Raw genomic sequence first — 16642 nt, forward strand, 5'->3', positions numbered from 1 at the left:
CTTCATCGCAACCGTTGAAGACCTGCGCGCCGCGGATGACCACGTTGTCGAACTTCATTTTGACATTGGTCGTCTCGATCTCTCCGACGACGCCCGCAGGAACGACGGCATGGTTTGCGTCGTGGGCGATTGCGCCAACGGGCGACGCCGCGATCGTGGTGCAAAGAAGGAATGTCAGGGGACGGTTTTTCATGTTCAATTTCCTCGGAATGTTAGGTGTGCTGATGCCGAAAATTTGCCTGTCGGGCATATGTTGGAGCTGCTTCAATGGGCGATGGCGACGTCAAAAGTTAAGCACCTTGAAGCCGACCTGAGACCGGTTCGAATCCGTCTGACAGCACCGCCTGGAAAGGTGCGTCTCAGGTCATGAGCGCACCGCCTAAATGGCGGGAAACACGCCGCAATTCGGCGCGATATAGACATGGGGAATCGAGACGATTGTCGGTGGCGGAGACGATGGGATTCGAACCCACGAGACGGTTTCCCGTCTACTCCCTTAGCAGGGGAGCGCCTTCGACCACTCGGCCACGTCTCCGTCCACCCGTATAGCCGTGCAAGCCAAGGATATACAAGGCGAAATTTCCTTTTTGCCGATGAGTCACCGACAAGGCTTCAAACCCTTGAAATGGCACCGAAAGGCACCCGGTTCAAGTGAGTTCTGGACGACGAAATCTGATTGCAAGTTCCACTAACTCAGGAATCTGCGCGCATCCCAACCCTATCAGTCCGCGCAGTACGTCACAGAAAGGGGGACGATTCCCGACTGCAAAGCACCCGTATTCCTCCACCATCGGGGCGTTTTCTCGTATTTCGTAAAGCCCTCCGTACCTGTCCGCATACGGACGAACTGACCTCCTCGCGGAGCAGGAGGACCGGATTTGATACTTTCAGCCCCCTGGCCGGAGCAGTGGTGGCGCTGTTCCGGAGCAAAGGCGCAACGCGGCGCCCTTCCCCGACGCTCCGGGATCGCACGCTTCCACACCTCAAGAAAAAGCGCCACTACATCCGTTGAAGTGTCGGTCCCGACGGCGTCCGGAAAACACTTTGTCTCGACGATGCCGATCCGGACCGGAGAGAGACAATCCGAATCCGCTGACCGACGGCCTGCCCTGCGGGGCCGCCGCTGCCCCTATTATGGGAGGATCACGGCAGTTTCCTTGACGCAGTAGCCGAGCGCCACCGCCACATCTCCGGAGAGCTTGCCGAGGAGGGCACGGAACACATCCCCGGCGATCGCCGGCACCCTCCGAAACAAGGCCAAATCGAACTCTCGCACCACACGCGGAAGCGCCGCAGCCTCCGGGAAAACCACGACCTGCCCCAGGTCGCTCGAGGACGCCGTGGCGGCCTTCATCGACCACGACCGCCAGCGCCGCCAGCGCGAAAGCCTCGGCAACCTGATGCCAAGCCTGTCTATTGTGGACAGGCTGAAGCCATCCTCGAACGACGTAAGGAAATCAACGTCACGACCGCCGAGCAGCGTCGCTTGCCGAATCGCCGTAGCACGACAAGTCCCAAAATTCCAACCATCCGTGCCCTCCGTTCCCGATCAGGCCATCGTGTCCCAGATCACCTCGCGGAAGACTGAACAAGGGCCGTCCCTGAGCCGCCCGGACAAGGTTCGGATCGCCGGTCGGAATGGACACCGGTGCAATCACCGAGATCGGCAACCTTCGGAGGAAGGCCGGAGCGAAACCCGCGATCTCGAGAGGGGTATCAGGGGGCAGCCCGTGACGTGCCGTGCGGCGCGCCACGGACTTAAACAGCGTCGGCGATCAGAGCTCGACTTCCCACGACTTGAAGCTGAGCTTCGATGTTGCTGGGCTGGCGTCCGCGATCTTGCGGATGTTCGCCCATGTCTGCTTGTAGTTTGGCAGGATCAGGTCGTTCACCCCGCCGTTGATCACGTTGCCTTGCGTGCCCGAGGGCGCGCCAAACAGCATGAAGGTCTCGTTCGGGCGCGCCGTCGGTTCGAGGTAGACCATCGCCTGGGTGGCGCCAACGTCGTTGTAGACCTCGACCATGTCGCCGTTGGCCAGCCCCAGGTCTCCCGCATCATCCGGGTTGATCTGGATGAAGGGCAGGGGGAAGCGGTCGATCACGAAGTCGTTGTCCTGATCGAGGAACCAGTTCTGCCAGTTCAGATTCGACCGGCCGTTGTTGATCAGGAACCGGTAGTTCGCCTGCTGCTGTGCCTTGCCCGGCGCCTCCAGCCCGCGCCAGCCGGCCAGGCAGAACAGCGCCTTGCCGTCCTCTCGCCCGTGCCGGGTGAAGACGCCATCGGTGTAGAGGCGCGGCGTTCCGACGAGCTGACCGTTCGCGAAGCCGACGACCGGCTCCTGCACGCCGTTGTTGCCCATGGCGCGCAGGCGCTCGTAGGTCACCTCGGGGTTGCCGGAGTTGTAGCCGTCCATGAAGGCGTCCTCCTCCGTCTGCCAGTCGTAGCCCGCGAATTGCGCGGCGTATTCCCCGCGGCCCTCTTCGATCAGCACACGCTCCATGTGATTGGCGAGGCGCGCGGCAATCAGGCAGTCCGGCATCGCCTGGCCGGGACCGTCCATGTACTTCTCGACCAGCCGCAGCCGCCGTTCGCCGTTCATGGAGGTCAGGTTCATCTCGCCGGATTCGACCGCCGGCAGGATGACATGCGCCGCCTGGCCGATCTGGCTGTGGATGATGTCGACATTGACCGAGAACAGCCCGCCAGCGCGGATCGCACCTTCGATGGCATCGACCAGTTCCTCCCGCGTGGCCCCGGCGGCGGCATCCATGGCCTCCTTCACCATGTTGGTGCGCCTGTTGTATTCGCGCTTGAAGACGCTGGCGTTGAGCGTGGTCTTGTAGTGGTCGCAGGCCCAGATGTGGTGCACCCGGCCGCCGCCCTGGATCAGGAGTTGATCGAAATAGGGAGCCGGCCGTCCGACATGCCCATCGCCCGGGCGGAAATACCCCTCCTGATGCCCGCCGAGCCGGCAGACGCCGCCGCCTTCGCGGCCAATGTTTCCGGTGGCGAGCCCGAGGTTCACCAGCGCGCCGATGGTGCGGTAGTTGTCGTTGCCCCAGATGATGCCCTTCTCGTAGGCGATGATCGACTTGCGCCGGCTTCCGTCGTCGACGGGTTGCGCATACCACTCGGCGGCCTTGATGATGTCGGCCTCGGGCACTCCGCAGATCTCTGCTGCCTCCGCTGGCGACAGGCGAACTGCCACAAGAGCATCCGCAAGCGAGCCGAGCGCAGCCGGATGCGCCTCGTCCTCCGCTACCGCGATCCCGCCCTGGAACGTGGAGGCGTCGATGAAGGCCTGATCGACCCATCCCTGATCAGCAACATGGGTGAGGATCGCGTTGAGCAGCGCGAGGTCCGTGCCCGAGTTCGGCTGGATGTGCAGGACGTTTTCCGCACCCGCCGCCTCCTCGCAGGCGTTGACCGTCACGGTCCGCCTCGGGTCGACGATAATCACCTTCGCACCGCCCTGCATTCCCGGCATCATGTGATTGAGAAACAGGTTGGTCTGGGTCTCCAGAGGGTTCGCCCCGACGATCATGATCGTGTCGGCCAGCGTGTAATCCTCGTAAGCGTAGTTCAGCTCGTCCACGCCCATGTCGCGCGAGGAATGCACCTCGGAATTATAGGCCGGCCGATTGTGGATGCGGCAGTTCTTCACCTTCATCGAGCCGAAATAGAGCTTTCCCGTGCCCCAGGTATTCTCGTAGCCGCCGGCAGAGCCGCCGTGATCGAACATGGAGACGTAGAGGTCATCCTCGTTCTCCTGGTCGACGAAACGCGCGGTGACCCGGGCGACGAGGTCGAGCGCGTCGTCCCATGTCGTCGGCTGCCAGGTGCCATAGCGCCAGACCAGCGGATCGGTGAGCCGCTGCTGCTGGGTGCCGGTCACGTCCGAGCGGCGGTTCTCGGCCATCCGGGCTCCGCGCACCGACCCAAGACCGGAATTCACCACGCAGTCGCTGTCGGGTTTGATCACCAGATGCACGTCGCGGCCGTCCTGTTTGACCACGTTGTACATCGAGGGCGCGTACCAGGCCTCGGTCTCCATGGGCTGCTGCTCGGCGAGGTTCACACCGAACTTGTTCTGGTCCGCCTCCATGCCGCCCTGCTTGTTCAGTGGCCAGGTGTAGGCCTTGTAGCCGCATCCGACGATGCAGTAGTGGCAGGTGACATTGTGCTCCTTCGCATCCGCGGGGATGATCGGCAGACGGTCTGTAAATCTCTTGTAGGCCATCGTCTCTCCCCCTCAGGCTTCAATGACGTTGGACAGGCGTCCGTAGATCAGTTCGTCCACGCCCTCGGCATAGATATCTCCGCCGTCATCGACGCGGAGCTCGAACTGCGGCAAGTTCTGGGTCGCATGCCCCCAGGTCTGTTGGCCGCCGGCCTCGCAATCGAAGCGCGAGAAATGGCCGGGACAATTCAGCGTCATGTCGCCGGGGTTGTAGGTCAGCAGCCAACCCTTGTGGGGACACAGCACCGAATAGGCAACGATGTCGCCATCAGGACCCACGCCGCCCTGGACCGCAGTGCCGAGTTTCAGAAGCACCCCGGGGCTGTCCTCATCCGGGTAGGTGATATCCATCGGTTCGTTGACGACAAGATCGGCCACGTTGGCGAGGCGGTCTGCCGGGTACTCGACCCGCGCGAGGCTGCGGGCCTGCGCCTGATGGGCCGGAAATACGGTTGCGGCCGCGGCCCCTGCCGCGCCCATGACGCCGCCGCGCAGGAACTGGCGCCGGCCGACTTCGACCAGACGATTGCACTTTTTCATGAGTGTCCTCCCTTTGCTGCCGATATCGGCAACTGAGACCATGATATGGCAGGACTGGGTTGGAACGTAGTCAGCGGTGACCGCCTAGATGTTTAGAATTTTTATGATTTTTCGGACGTTCGGATTTCCGAACGTCTCATTCGGTCACAGGCCCAGCTTCTGCATCTTTTCCCACAAGGTGGTGCGGGAGACTTCCAGAAGACGCGCGGCCTCGGCGATCTGACCGCCGGTCTGCTCCAGCGCCTTCAGGATCTGCCCGCGCTCGGCATGCTCCCGGACCTCGGCAAGGGTGCGGATCTCGGGCGTGTCGGCATTGCGTTCAGGGAAGATGTCGGTGGGAAAGATCCAGTCGCCTTCGGCCACGTCGATCGCGCGCAGGATCCGGGATCTCACCTCTCGACCATTGCCCGGCCAGTCATGCTCTCGGAGCGCCCTTTCCGCCAGTTCCGAGATCCCGCGCAGCGGCCGCGAGCGCCGATCGTTCAACGACTGAAAGATCTGCCCCGCCAGCCAGACAGCGTCCTCCGTCCGTTGCGACAGTGGCGGCACGACGATTTCCTGGGCCAGCAGCGTATAGACAAGGTCCGACCGAACGTTTCCGGTGTCTGCGCTTTCACTGAAATCCGCTGAGCCAGAGGCGATGAGCCGAAAGGACGGCGCCCTGAGGGCGTCCATCAGGCGGTCCTGTTCCACGCGGTCCAGTCGCTCCAACCCGCTCACGAACAGGGTGCCATCCGCAACGGCGGCGAGCGCATCCGACAGGCCCGATGGTTCATCGTGGGCATTGACCGTTACAAAGGACGCGGCTCGGCGGCTGGAAAGTTCGTGGATGCGCCGCGCGATTCGGGCCTTACCCAGACCTCGCTGACCGCGGATCAGCACGGGACGGTCGTGACGTGCAAGGTCGGCGACCTGCATGTCGATCTGGCGGGCGAGTGGCGAGATGCCGGTCTGGGGCGGCCGGTCGCCGTCTGGATCGGGGCGCAGCGTCAGCACAAGTCGCCCCAGGAAGGCCCGCATGTCGAAAGGCTTGGTCAGGTAATCCGCACCGCCTGCCCGCAGCAGGCGCACGGCCTGATCGATCTCCCCTTGCCCGGTGATGAACAGGAAGGGCGGTGGGGCGACCGACCGGGACAGGGTTTCGAACACCTCCTCCCCGGTTCCGTCCGGCAGGCGGATGTCGCAGACAACGGCATCGACCGTCTTGCGCGGGGTCCGGACCGCCGCAATGCCGCGAACCGCCTGCTTCACCCAGGTCACCTCTGCGCCCTCGAGTTCGAGTCGCTGGGCAATCGAACTTCCCATGACGCTGTCGTCCTCGATCAGCACGATGTAGCGCCCCGTCAACATTGCGTTTTCTCTTCCCGCGGCAAGCTGACCGCGATTTCCGTGCGTCCCGTTGACCGGTCGTAGGTGATCGCGCCGCCCATGCCCGCGACCAGATCGCGAACGAGCCGCAACCCGACGCCGCCGCCGGGTGCAACCGGGTCGGGAGAAAGCAACCGGCTGCGCGCCGTCTCGCTGAGGCCCGGCCCGTCGTCGATCACCTCAAGCATCAGGCCGTCGTCCCTGGACTGAACGCTGAGCGCAACCTTCCCCCCCGTCGGCGCGGCCGAGGCTGCGTTCAGAAGCAGGTTGAGCGCAATCTGGCGGACCGCTGCAGACGGGAAGCCGGCAAGGGTCTCGTCACCCGCGTCGACGGTCCATCCGAGCTCCAGCCGGCACCGCTGTGTTTCCGGCTCGAACAACAGACGCAGATCGTCGAAATCCGTTTGGGACAGCGGCTGCCCCGACCGGTCGAGGCGGTTCTCCTCCAGAATGGCGCGGCTGACCTCGCTCAGGTGGCGCAACCCCCGGTCCAACAGATCTGCGGATTTACGCACGACGTCCGGCCGCTCCGAATAAGTGCGGATCGTATCCGTCGCATTGAGAAGACCGCCGAGCGGGTTGTTGATCTCGTGCGCCAGCGAGGAGCTGAGGCGTCCAAGGCTTACAAACCGCTCCCGTTCGGCCAGCCGCCGCTCCGCCTCGGCTCGGGCATCGATGGCGCCGGCCATTTCGTTGAAGTTCCAGAGCAACTTCGACAGGGGGGATTCCGATCGCGGGATCGAGTCCTCGGGGATGGGTTGTGGTGCGCCGCCGGATTCGCCCATGTGCCGCGCCAGAAGCTCGACCGGCTTCAGCATCCGGGCCACGACGGCATATCCGGCAACAACCAGGATCAGCGTGGCGAGGGCATTTCCGGCGAGGAGCGCCAGTGTTGCGGTGCGCCGCTGATCCACCAAGTCGGTGACGTCCAGTTCCGTCATGATCTGTCCGACCTCGCGCCCCTGGACGGATAGCGGCTCGGCAACCCGCACGACCTTGGTTCCCTTTGACGACGTCACCTCGTCCACCGGCACGCTGTTGTCCGAATAGACGGCCGCCGCCGAATCCACCGGTGCCCGAAGAGGATCGGTGGCGGCCAGCACGCGTCCGCGTTCGTCGGCCACGACCGTGAACAGGATGCGCTCGCCGGACGCATTGGCCCGGGCCCGGTCGAGTGTGTCATAGACTTCCCAGACATCCTTGTGCAGCACGAAGGGTCCCAGTGCCACAGCAAGGCCATCGAGGTGGAGGCGGGCGTATTCCCGCAGCCGCGCGTCCTGAAGCCTGCCCAGCGTGGACAGGACCTGCTGCGATGCGACAAGGCCAAAGAGGACCATCAACGCCGCCGACGCCAGGGCAACCCTGATCGTGATAGGCCAGGTTCCGAACCGGGGAGGCCGCATCACTGCTCCGATACCGTCGCCATGCGCAACGCAATGCCGTCGAACAGCGATGGTTCCGCCGCCACTATCCCGTCCAAGAACAAAAGTTTCAGAGCCTCCCGTCCCGTGGGGCGGTTACCGAGGCTCTGCAGCACCTCTCCGAACCGCCGTATCTCGGAAGTGTCGGCCCTGTCCGCACGGGCAGCGAAGGGTGGAAATCCCAACCATTCCGATTTCGCGGCGACCCGTGTTCGCCCGGTCAGCGCCGGTTCGACCGCGGCCAGTGTCTCCCAGACGTAGCCATCCACGCTACCCGATCGGGTCAGCCCCCCGGCGACGGCGCGCACGACGTTTCGATGGCCATAGGTAAAGACGCTGCGGGAAAAGTAGCTTTCGGGTGTCTCGCCGAGGCGGGCAAGATCCGACGCGGTGACGAGGTATCCCGAATTGCTGTCGGGATCCGAGAAGGCATGCACCTGTCCGCGGAGATCCTCCAGTCCCGCAGCGTCGTCCTGGTCACCGACGATCAGGTAGGATTGATAGAGCGACCGGCCGCGCCAGAGGGGCACGCCAAGCAGGGCGAGCCTGTCCCGGTGCTGAAGAAACGGGTATCCGCAGATCCAGGCTGCATCCACCGATCCGTCGAGGATCGAGGCGGTGATTTCCTGGTAGGTCCGGCGCTGGATCAGGTCGACCGGCGCGCCCATGGCGTCGGTCAGGGCCGATCGCATGCGCTCGATGACCGCCGCGTCATTGTCCAGAAAGACCGGTGTCAGCCCCAGCCGGAACTGGACCGTTCGCCCGGCCAGGGCGGGGCTTGCGAGTGCCATGCCCGCGCTGACGCCGGCCAGAAAGCCTCTCCTGTTCATCCGACAGCTCCTCCACGGATCGGATGGTAGCGATGCCGGGGGCGAGCCTGCAATCCCGTCCTGACCCGGAAAAGGAATTGCTCCGCAAGAAAGCGGCAGGGATCAGATGATCCCGTGCCGGATGCGGGCCGAGACCCATTCGCTGAGCACCACGGTCGCGAGGATCAGCAACAGGATCACTGCGACCTGGTCCCAGGCCAGGACGGCGAGCGAGGCATTCATCTTGAGCCCGATCCCGCCCGCACCGACAAGCCCCAGTATGGTGCTCTCGCGGATGTTGATGTCCCACCTGAAGACCGAGATGCCCCAGAACGCGGGCATGATCTGCGGCACGATCCCGTAGGTCAGCACCTGCGGCGGGCTGGCCACCGTTGCCGTGACCGCCTCGATCTGTCGGGAATCGGTTTCCTCGATGGCCTCGTAGAGTAGTTTGCCGACGAAGCCGATGGACCGCAGGGCAATGGCCACGATGCCGGCCAGCAGCCCCGGCCCGATGATCGCCACGAGCAGCAGGGCCCAGATCAGCGAGTTGATCGACCGCGAGGCCACGATGACGAACAGCGCAACCGGGCGCAGGAACCTGCGCGACGGCGTGGTGTTGCGCGCCGCAAGGAACGCGACCGGGACCGCCATGATCACCCCGCCCAATGTGCCGAGCGTGGCGGTGTTCAGCGTGTCCCACAGCGGCTCCATGAGCTCGGGCAGATAGGTCCAGTCGGGCGGCAGCATCCGCGCGCCGATATCGGCCGCCTGGCGCGGGGCGTCGGCCGCGAAGGCCCAGATGGTGTTTTCGGTCATGATGCGCCAGCACCAGACAAACAGGGCGACCAGTGCGACCCAGCCGGCCCAGAGCATGAGGCGCGCGCGGGGGGTCCGGTAGGTCTAGACCTGAGAATAGGATGTCACGCCGTTCATTGCAGGAACTTTCGCAGGTAGCTGGAGCCGTACTCCGCGAGCATGACGATGCCGATGATGATCAGCAGGATGGCCCCGGCGCTGTCGTATTCGTACCGGTCGATGGCGGTGTTCAGCGTTGCGCCGATCCCGCCGGCCCCGACGATCCCGATCACCGCGCTTTCGCGGAAATTGATGTCTAGCCGGTAGAGCGACAGCCCGATCAGCCGCGACATCACCTGCGGCTGGACACCGTAATTGAGCATCTGCACCCAGGATGCGCCGGTGGCCCGGATCGCTTCGACCTGCGAGGCATCGACCTCTTCGATGTCGTCGGCCAGCAACTTGGCGATGAAGCCAATGGTGGCGAAGCTCAGCGTGAGGAACCCCGCAAAGGGCCCAAAGCCGAACATCGCCACGAGGAAGATCGCGACGATCACCTCCTGCAAGGAACGGCTGACGGCGATGATTGCCCGGCAGGTCATATAGACCGCGCGGGGAACGATGTTGCGCGCCGCCCCGATGCCGATCGGCACGGAAATCAGCACGCCCACGACCGTCGAGGTCAGCGTCATGGTGAGGCTCTCGGCCAGGCCCAGGCTGATATCCTTCCAGCGGCTGGTGAAATCCGGTTGCAGGAACCCCATGACGAAACGCTGTCCCCGTTCCAGCCCGTCGAGGACCCGCACCCAGTTGACCTCGATCGAGCCGAAGGCGAGCACGAGGTAGGCAAGCACACCGAGCTGCAGGGCAAGGCGCCACCGGCGGTCGCGGATGATCTGTGGCGGACGCCGCCAGGTATCGGGATAGGAGGACGCCGTCATGCCGGCACCTCGGCCAGCCGCCGCGCGGTATCCGCCTCGGCATCTGCCTGCTCTTCGTCGCCCTGGCGCATGGCGTGCCAGTCTTGCGCGCCATAGATCGCGGTCAGGGCGGATTCCGTCAGCGCGTCCGGTGCGCCGTCGAACACGACCCGACCGGCCCGCAGGCCGACGATGCGCTGCATGAATTGCTGCGCCAGCGGCACGTCATGGATGTTCACGATCGCAGGCAGGCCGCGCTCCGCGCAGATCTCGGTAAGCAGGCGCATGATCTGGCGGCTGGTATTGGGATCGGGGCTCGCCGTGGGCTCGTCGACCCGAAGCAGCTCCGGCTCCTGCGCGAGCACCCGCGCGATGCCGCCCCGCTGGCGCTGCCCGCCCGAGAGCGCGTCCGCCCGCTTGTCCGCATGTTCCATCAGCCCGACGCGGTCGAGCAGTTCATAGGCCCGGCGGATGTCCTGCGGCGGGTAGCAGCGCATCCAGCTGCGCCAGAAGGGCACGTAGCCGAGGCGGCCCGACAGGACGTTTTCCATCACCGTCAGCCGTTCGACCAGCGCATATTCCTGAAAGATCATCCCGATGCGGCGGCGCGCCTGGCGCAGCTCGGCCGTGCCGAGTTTGACGAGGTCGACCTCCCCGAGCCGAATTTCCCCCTCGGTCGGTTCGACCAGCCGGTTGATGCAACGGATCAGCGTGGATTTCCCGGCGCCTGACGGGCCGATCAGGCCGACGATCTGGCTCTTGGGAACATCGAGCGACACATCGCTCAGGGCCTTGTCGCCCGCCTTGTAGCTCTTGGACAGGCCGATCAGTCGAAGCATGGCAATATCCTCGGAAAGGGGAACAGGCGGGCCGCAAGCCCGCCTGCCGTCGTGGGGATCAGCCGATTACTGGCAGCTGTATTCCAAACCGTTGGCTTCATCGATCGTACGGATCGGAGCTACCGTGCGAACTTCGGGCCCGACACCTTGCCCCGCCGGCCGGCCAGGTCAGAACCGCCATCAAAAAAGGCGATGGAAAACATCAGAAAGTTTCAGTTTTTCGGCTGCCCCAAGTGTTCCAGACTTTTTCGAAAGCCAAGGAGCCCCCAATGAAGCTGTCTTTCTTCACGATGCCGATTCATCCCCTGGGCAAGCCCTATGCGAAGAGCCTTGCCGAGGACCGCGAAGCCTTTCTCCTGGCCGACCAACTCGGGTTCGCCGAGGCCTATTGCGGCGAGCATACGACCGATCAGGCCGAGATCATCACCTCGACCGTCGCTTTCCTGTCGAGCCTCGCCTACGAGACGAAGAACATCCGCCTTGGCACCGGCACCGTGAACATGCCCAATTCGCACCCTGCCCGCATCGCGGCGGAGGTGGCGATGCTGGACCACATGCTCGAAGGCCGGCTGAACTTCGGCATCTCGCCGGGCGGGCTGATGTCGGACGCCGAGGCTTTCGGTTCGCTCGACCAGGACCGCAACGCGATGTTCGTCGAGTGCATCAACATGGTGCTGGACATCTGGGCCGGCCAGGCGCCCTACAACCTCGAGGGCAAGTACTGGAAGGTCTCGACCGAGCGCACGATGATGCCGGAGATCGGCCAGGGCGAGATCATGAAGCCCTACCAGGATCCGCACCCCCCGATCGTCGGCACCGCCGTGGCCCCGTTCTCCAAGGGCGTGGCGGCGATGGCCGAGCGCGGCTGGCAACCGATCTCTGCCAACTTCCTGCTGCCGAAATGGGTGGCGACCCATTGGCCGAAATACGTCGAGGGCTGCGAGAAGGCCGGGATAGTTCCGGATTACGGGGATTGGCGCGTGGCCAAGAACATCTGCGTCGCCGACGACATGGAGACCGCACGGGCCTATGCGCGCGATGCCGGCAGCCCCTACGTGCTCTATTATTCCCAGCTCCTGCGAAAGATGCGGGCCGGCGGGCGGCTGAACCTCTTCAAGGAGGATCAGAACATGCCAGATGACGACGTCACGCTGGACTACGTGCTCGACCGGCTTGTCATTCACGGCGATCCGGCCTCGGTCGCCGATCAGGTCCTCGCCCTGCGCGAGGAAACCGGCCCCTTCCGGCACCTGATATACGCCGGGCATGACTGGGCCGACTACGATCTCGGCCGCAAGGGAATGATCATAATGGCCGAGAAGGTGATGCCGATCCTGACCGAGGCCACGAAATCGGAGCCCAGCGCCGTCGCGGCCTGAGCGGCGCGGCCGTCCGGTCGCACTGCACTGGTGCCCCCCTGCCCCCGGAGACACGAGATGACAATGATGACGCAGCAAATCGAGATCGATCCGAAAGCGTTTCGGCGGGCGCTTGGCAACTTCGCGACGGGGGTGACGATCATCACCGCGCGGGCCCCGGATGGCACGCAGGTGGGCGTTACGGCCAGCAGCTTCAACTCGCTCTCCATGGATCCGCCGCTGATCCTGTGGAGCAGCATGAAGGAGGCGCGGAGCTGCGAGGTCTTCGAATCCGCGACGCATTTCGCCGTCAACATCCTGGCCTCCGACCAGCTCGAGATGTCGAACCACTTCGCGCGGCAGCAGAAAGACAAGTTCGCCGGCATCGACTGGGAAGAAGGCATCGGCGGTGCGCCGATCTTTCCCAACTGTGCCGGGCGGTTCCAGTGCGAGACCTATGACAAGCTCGACGGGGGCGATCACTGGATCTTCGTCGGCCGGGTGCTGGCCTTCGACGATTTCGGCCGCTCGCCGCTCTGCTTCCACCAGGGCTCCTATGCCGTGGTGTTCAACCACCCCGACACCATCCCGCCGGCCGCAGAACGCGCCTCGCCCGACCTGGACCGGGGACGGATGGGCAATCACACCTTCTTCCTGATGTTGCGCGCGGTTCGCGCCTATCAGGAGCAGTACCAGCCCAAGCTCAAGACCCTCGGCCTGAGCCTGTTCGAGGCCCGCACCCTGCTAGTGCTGAACGATCTGACCAGCATCACCGCCGAACAGCTGGTGGTTCACATGCACACCCCGATCACCGAGGCGCGGGTGGCGCTGCAGAACCTCTTCGCCGCCGGTCTTATCGAGAAGAGCGAGTCCGGCTACAGCCTGACCGCCGCCGGGCAGGCCAAGGCAGATCAATGCTGGGACCTTGCCGAAGCCCACGCCCAGGAAACCTTCGAACGCTTCAGCGACGACGAGATCGACACCTTCACCAGCGTTCTACGTCAGCTCATCGGGCCGTAAAGGACGGCTCCTGCCCCGTCCCTTACCGCAGGGACCGATACTGGCCCGATTGCGGCCCGGCCGACCTCTCCCCGGCCGGGCCGCGCCCGTTTCGGGGAGCGAGCTTGCATTCAGCGCAAAAGAAAAGGCAGCGGCCGAGGATGCTCGTGCCGCCGCCTGCTTTGAGTCTGCGATCAATTGGTCGGCTGGCTGACGACCGGCCGTCCGACACCCTGCAACGCGGCAAAGACTTCGCGGACCCGCGCGGCATTGTCCACCGCCACCTCGCCATTGGCGTTCCACAGCGAGTTCTCGAAACCCACCCGGGCCTTGCCACCGAGTTCGGCGGCACGCACCAGGCTGGCGGTCTCCTCTGCGCCGAAGGCACAGACCATCCAGTCGAAGGCGACATCGCCGGCCCGCGAGAGCGGCTGCAGGTATTCCCCCAGCGCGATGCTGTCACGCGAACCGTTGGCATAGCTGCCCTGGACAAAGATCACCGCCTGGCTTGTTCCGGGGATCAGGCCGCTGGCGCAGGCGACGGCAAAGGCGCCGACCTCGTGGGGCGAATACAGGATATGCTGGATCTCGACCCCGGTGTCCCTTGCCCAGTGGTAGAAATCCCGAGCTTCCGGCCAGTCCTCCGGCTTGCGCACCATCTCGCGCAGGCCGACGGAGACATGCGCGGGCTTGAGCTTTCGCATCATGGCGCGTTGCTCCGCCGCCTCGTAGCACCCAGCGGCCTCGGAGGTGACCTGAAGATACATGCCGGGCACCGCATCGCCCAGGCGATCGAGCAGCGCACGGTATCGCCCGGCATCGAGCAGATGCCGGCCGCGCTCGTCGCGGATGTGCACGTGGAGTCCGTCCGCGCCCGCCCCCTGGCAAGCCTGGGCCGTCTCCACGATCTCGTCGTCGGTGATCGGCAGCGCCGGGTGATCGGCCTTGCCACGCCTTGCGCCGTTGGGCGCGACCATCAACCGGGGCAACGGCGTCATCGCGCCGCTCCCGCCAAGACCACGGTGCCCGTCGGGCAGACCCCGGAAGGCGCTCGCATGGATCGCCCAATGCAGCGGTTTGCAGCCATGTCGCACTCCTGAATTTGTCGCAGGACGAAAATATCCGATGCCGACCCTTCACAAATAAGTACAATACGGGATAGAGGCCATAAGAAAATCGGATAGCCAAATGAAGCTGCAGCAACTTCGTTACTTCGTTGCCGTTTATGAACAGGGATCGTTTTCGGCAGCGGTGGACAAGGTTCACGCCACGCAGTCCGGGCTTTCGATGCATGTCAGCCAGATCGAGAAGCGCTACGGCGTGACTCTGTTCGAGCGCAGTTCCTCCGGCGTGACACCCACCGAGGTAGGGCGGGCCTTCTACAAGGAAGCCGTCAAGGTGCTCGCCGCGGCTCGCGTCGCCGAAGAGCGCCTTCAGAGCCTGTCGAAGACCGTCGTCGGGCATGTGCATGTCGGCCTGATGCCCACCTTCACCCGTGCGGTCCTTACTGCCGTCTTGAAGCGTTTCGGCACGGAATACCCCGAGGTCCGGCTGTCGGTCTCCGAATCCTATTCCGGCACCCTCTTGCAGGAGGTGCGGGAGGGCCGGCTGGATTTCGGCGTCGTGCCCGCCTTTGTCGAGCTCGACGAGGCCCTGATCTCGAAGCGGATGGGCACCGACCATGAATGCCTCGTCTGCCGTTCGGACAGGGAGCTTCCGCTCACGAAGAGCGGCGTCCTGCTGCGGGATGTGTCGCCCCTGAAGCTCGTGCTTCCCGGGCCGGGCAATGCCCGGCGGCGGCGGATCGAGAACTATATCACCGCGAACCAGATCCAGGTGACCGACCTGATGGAACTCGACACCATGCATGGCACGCTCGACATGGTGGCGAACTCGGACTGGGTGACGATCCTGTCGGGCATCATGTGCCTGCCGGACCTGAAAGGCGGGCCGCGTCAGGTCGCGCCGCTCGCCGATCCGCCGCTGATGGTGGACTACATGCGGATCGAAACCCGCAAGCGCCCCCTCAGCGAAGCGGCCCAGGCCTTTGCGGACATCCTTCAGGAAGAACTCAACTCTTCGCTCGAGATCGAACCTTTCAGCCGCAGGTAACGCCGCGCCCATCTCCCGACACAGGCGCCTCGGCCATCACGTTTTCTGATGCCTCCCGCGATCTTATATTATTTCAGCTGCTTGCAGTCTTGCCCTTAGCTTCGAGGCAGGAGGCGATGTCGTCGTGGCCGAAGCGGATCATTTCCGCCGATCGGCCTTGCCGCGAACCGGCCCTGTTCCCGATCCAGACACCGCGCGTTCGCGCAGCCAGACCAGAAGGCCAGATTAAGCATGACCAGTCAGACACTACATTCCACCGTTTCCGGCCGCGAAGGCGCGCCTGTCCTGCTGCTGCTGAACAGCCTTGGAGCAACGCAGGCGATGTGGGAGCCGCAATTGCCGCTGCTCGAAGCCCGCTACCGGGTGATCCGCTGCGACACGCGCGGCCACGGCCGGAGCCCGACCCCGCCTGCGCCCTACAGCTTCGACGATATCGTGGCGGACATGCTCGCGCTGCTCGACAGCCACGGCGTGGAGAAGGTCAGCGTCATGGGCCTGTCGCTTGGCGGGATGACCGCCCTGGGGCTGGGACTGGCAACGCCGAGACGGATCGAGCGCCTGGTTTGCTGCGCCGCCCGCGCCGACGCCCCGCCGCCCTTCGTTCAGAACTGGCACAACCGTCTCGGGATGCTCGAGGACGGCGGGATCAAAGCGGTCTGGAACGGCACCGTCGGCATGTGGCTTGGCGAGGAGACACGCAAGAGTCATCCTGAACGGGAGGCCGCGCTGCGTGAGAGCTTTCTTCAGACCACCGACGAAGGGTATCGCGGCTGTGCCCATGCGTTGATGGGGCTGGATTACCTTCGGCACCTTGGCGGGCTGAACGTGCCCACCCTTTTCGTCGCAGGCGCCGAGGACGCGGCCGCCCCGCCCGAGGCGATGCTGGCCATGGCCCAAGCCTGCCCTGGCTCGGAATATGCCGTGGTGCAAGGAGCAAAGCACATCGTCAACTTCGACCGTCCGGACGGGTTCAACGCGGCCATCCTCGGCTTCCTCGGCCTCGACGCCTGACGCGAAAGGGGCGCTGCGCGAACCGGGACGGACCCGGACGGCGCAGCGCCCCTTATCTGTATCATTCCCCGCGCCCGGTGGCGGGTACGCCGGTCACGGCACTCAGATATCCGCGAGGGTCACCGCCTGCCCGGTCTCGGCGGAGAGGGCGATCGCCTCCTGGAGTGCCCCATCTGAACTGGTCCACCGTTATGTTTAGGAAACGGAGGACAGAGAATGGCGAACA

At 64.5% G+C, this 16642-nt stretch carries 15 protein-coding genes and 1 tRNA gene; 4 read left to right on the forward strand and 12 right to left on the reverse strand.

Translation table 11 applies throughout. From position 1 onward, the window contains the following. The 11 genes from ACFQ2S_RS16355 to phnC form a co-directional block, all read right to left on the reverse strand. Positions 1-193 (reverse strand): hypothetical protein (locus ACFQ2S_RS16355; protein ID WP_386076067.1); only part of this gene is annotated, 193 nt, incomplete at its 3' end. Between the two features lie 252 nt (positions 194-445). After that, positions 446-535, reverse strand: a tRNA-Ser gene (locus ACFQ2S_RS16360). Positions 536-1132: 597 nt separating this feature from the next. Continuing rightward, positions 1133-1354: a hypothetical protein gene (locus tag ACFQ2S_RS16365; RefSeq protein WP_386076069.1), complete on the reverse strand. Its 222-nt coding sequence runs from the start codon at positions 1352-1354 to the stop codon at positions 1133-1135. Positions 1355-1775: 421 nt separating this feature from the next. After that, positions 1776-4241, reverse strand: coding sequence for an arsenate reductase (azurin) large subunit (locus ACFQ2S_RS16370; protein ID WP_386076070.1), 2466 nt, complete (start codon positions 4239-4241; stop codon positions 1776-1778). A 12-nt stretch (positions 4242-4253) separates the two neighbouring features. Next, positions 4254-4781 (reverse strand): arsenate reductase (azurin) small subunit, encoded by a 528-nt coding sequence (locus ACFQ2S_RS16375; RefSeq protein WP_386076072.1) that lies wholly within the window; start codon positions 4779-4781, stop codon positions 4254-4256. A gap of 144 nt (positions 4782-4925) precedes the next feature. Next, the gene (locus ACFQ2S_RS16380; RefSeq protein WP_386076074.1) at positions 4926-6131 is read right to left on the reverse strand and encodes a sigma-54-dependent transcriptional regulator; all 1206 of its coding nucleotides are present in this window, start codon (positions 6129-6131) and stop codon (positions 4926-4928) included. Next, complete coding sequence (locus ACFQ2S_RS16385; protein ID WP_386076075.1) at positions 6125-7486, reverse strand: sensor histidine kinase; 1362 nt, start codon at positions 7484-7486, stop codon at positions 6125-6127. The genes ACFQ2S_RS16380 and ACFQ2S_RS16385 overlap by 7 nt, the downstream gene beginning before the upstream one ends. 65 nt (positions 7487-7551) lie before the next feature. Further along, positions 7552-8400 carry a substrate-binding domain-containing protein gene (locus ACFQ2S_RS16390; protein WP_386076077.1) on the reverse strand — a complete coding sequence of 283 codons (849 nt, stop codon included), beginning with the start codon at positions 8398-8400 and terminating at the stop codon, positions 7552-7554. Between the two features lie 102 nt (positions 8401-8502). Next, on the reverse strand, positions 8503-9255 hold the full coding sequence (phnE, locus tag ACFQ2S_RS16395; protein ID WP_386076079.1) for a phosphonate ABC transporter, permease protein PhnE: 753 nt from the start codon (positions 9253-9255) through the stop codon (positions 8503-8505). A 56-nt stretch (positions 9256-9311) separates the two neighbouring features. Further along, a complete protein-coding gene (phnE, locus tag ACFQ2S_RS16400) occupies positions 9312-10118 on the reverse strand; it encodes a phosphonate ABC transporter, permease protein PhnE (RefSeq protein ID WP_386076081.1) in 807 nt (268 codons plus the stop codon). Continuing rightward, positions 10115-10936 (reverse strand): phosphonate ABC transporter ATP-binding protein, encoded by an 822-nt coding sequence (phnC, locus tag ACFQ2S_RS16405; RefSeq protein ID WP_386076083.1) that lies wholly within the window; start codon positions 10934-10936, stop codon positions 10115-10117. Before phnC ends, phnE (ACFQ2S_RS16400) begins: the two co-directional genes overlap by 4 nt. A 269-nt stretch (positions 10937-11205) precedes the next feature. On the opposite strand from phnC, the gene ACFQ2S_RS16410 reads away from it, so the two are divergent. Both ACFQ2S_RS16410 and ACFQ2S_RS16415 read left to right on the forward strand, forming a co-directional pair. Continuing rightward, positions 11206-12315, forward strand: a complete 1110-nt coding sequence (locus ACFQ2S_RS16410; RefSeq protein WP_386076085.1) for an LLM class flavin-dependent oxidoreductase — start codon at positions 11206-11208, stop codon at positions 12313-12315. 57 nt (positions 12316-12372) lie between these two features. Next, complete coding sequence (locus tag ACFQ2S_RS16415) at positions 12373-13314, forward strand: p-hydroxyphenylacetate 3-hydroxylase reductase component (RefSeq protein WP_386076087.1); 942 nt, start codon at positions 12373-12375, stop codon at positions 13312-13314. A gap of 173 nt (positions 13315-13487) precedes the next feature. Here ACFQ2S_RS16415 and ACFQ2S_RS16420 read toward each other — a convergent pair whose 3' ends face one another. Beyond that, positions 13488-14291, reverse strand: a complete 804-nt coding sequence (locus ACFQ2S_RS16420; protein WP_386076089.1) for a BKACE family enzyme — start codon at positions 14289-14291, stop codon at positions 13488-13490. 190 nt (positions 14292-14481) lie between these two features. Between ACFQ2S_RS16420 and ACFQ2S_RS16425 the strand changes: the two genes are divergently transcribed. After that, positions 14482-15405, forward strand: a complete 924-nt coding sequence (locus ACFQ2S_RS16425; protein WP_386076091.1) for a LysR family transcriptional regulator — start codon at positions 14482-14484, stop codon at positions 15403-15405. A 231-nt stretch (positions 15406-15636) separates the two neighbouring features. Next, positions 15637-16416 (forward strand): alpha/beta fold hydrolase, encoded by a 780-nt coding sequence (locus tag ACFQ2S_RS16430; RefSeq protein WP_386076093.1) that lies wholly within the window; start codon positions 15637-15639, stop codon positions 16414-16416. Positions 16417-16642: the final 226 nt, after the last annotated feature.

Origin of the sequence: Tropicimonas aquimaris (assembly GCF_042676185.1) — a bacterium.
Classification (GTDB): domain Bacteria; phylum Pseudomonadota; class Alphaproteobacteria; order Rhodobacterales; family Rhodobacteraceae; genus Tropicimonas; species Tropicimonas aquimaris.

Excerpts from the sequence above, each read along its gene's own strand:
- ACFQ2S_RS16380 (WP_386076074.1), bottom strand. The coding sequence starts at position 6,131 with ATGTTGACGGGGCGCTACATCGTGCTGATCGAGGACGACAGCGTCATG.
- ACFQ2S_RS16420 (WP_386076089.1), bottom strand. The coding sequence starts at position 14,291 with ATGACGCCGTTGCCCCGGTTGATGGTCGCGCCCAACGGCGCAAGGCGT.
- ACFQ2S_RS16390 (WP_386076077.1), bottom strand. The coding sequence starts at position 8,400 with ATGAACAGGAGAGGCTTTCTGGCCGGCGTCAGCGCGGGCATGGCACTC.
- ACFQ2S_RS16410 (WP_386076085.1), top strand. The coding sequence starts at position 11,206 with ATGAAGCTGTCTTTCTTCACGATGCCGATTCATCCCCTGGGCAAGCCC.
- ACFQ2S_RS16415 (WP_386076087.1), top strand. The coding sequence starts at position 12,373 with ATGACAATGATGACGCAGCAAATCGAGATCGATCCGAAAGCGTTTCGG.
- ACFQ2S_RS16425 (WP_386076091.1), top strand. The coding sequence starts at position 14,482 with ATGAAGCTGCAGCAACTTCGTTACTTCGTTGCCGTTTATGAACAGGGA.
- ACFQ2S_RS16370 (WP_386076070.1), bottom strand. The coding sequence starts at position 4,241 with ATGGCCTACAAGAGATTTACAGACCGTCTGCCGATCATCCCCGCGGAT.
- ACFQ2S_RS16375 (WP_386076072.1), bottom strand. The coding sequence starts at position 4,781 with ATGAAAAAGTGCAATCGTCTGGTCGAAGTCGGCCGGCGCCAGTTCCTG.
- phnE (WP_386076081.1), bottom strand. The coding sequence starts at position 10,118 with ATGACGGCGTCCTCCTATCCCGATACCTGGCGGCGTCCGCCACAGATC.
- ACFQ2S_RS16365 (WP_386076069.1), bottom strand. The coding sequence starts at position 1,354 with ATGAAGGCCGCCACGGCGTCCTCGAGCGACCTGGGGCAGGTCGTGGTT.
- ACFQ2S_RS16430 (WP_386076093.1), top strand. The coding sequence starts at position 15,637 with ATGACCAGTCAGACACTACATTCCACCGTTTCCGGCCGCGAAGGCGCG.
- phnC (WP_386076083.1), bottom strand. The coding sequence starts at position 10,936 with ATGCTTCGACTGATCGGCCTGTCCAAGAGCTACAAGGCGGGCGACAAG.
- phnE (WP_386076079.1), bottom strand. The coding sequence starts at position 9,255 with ATGCTCTGGGCCGGCTGGGTCGCACTGGTCGCCCTGTTTGTCTGGTGC.
- ACFQ2S_RS16385 (WP_386076075.1), bottom strand. The coding sequence starts at position 7,486 with ATGGTCCTCTTTGGCCTTGTCGCATCGCAGCAGGTCCTGTCCACGCTG.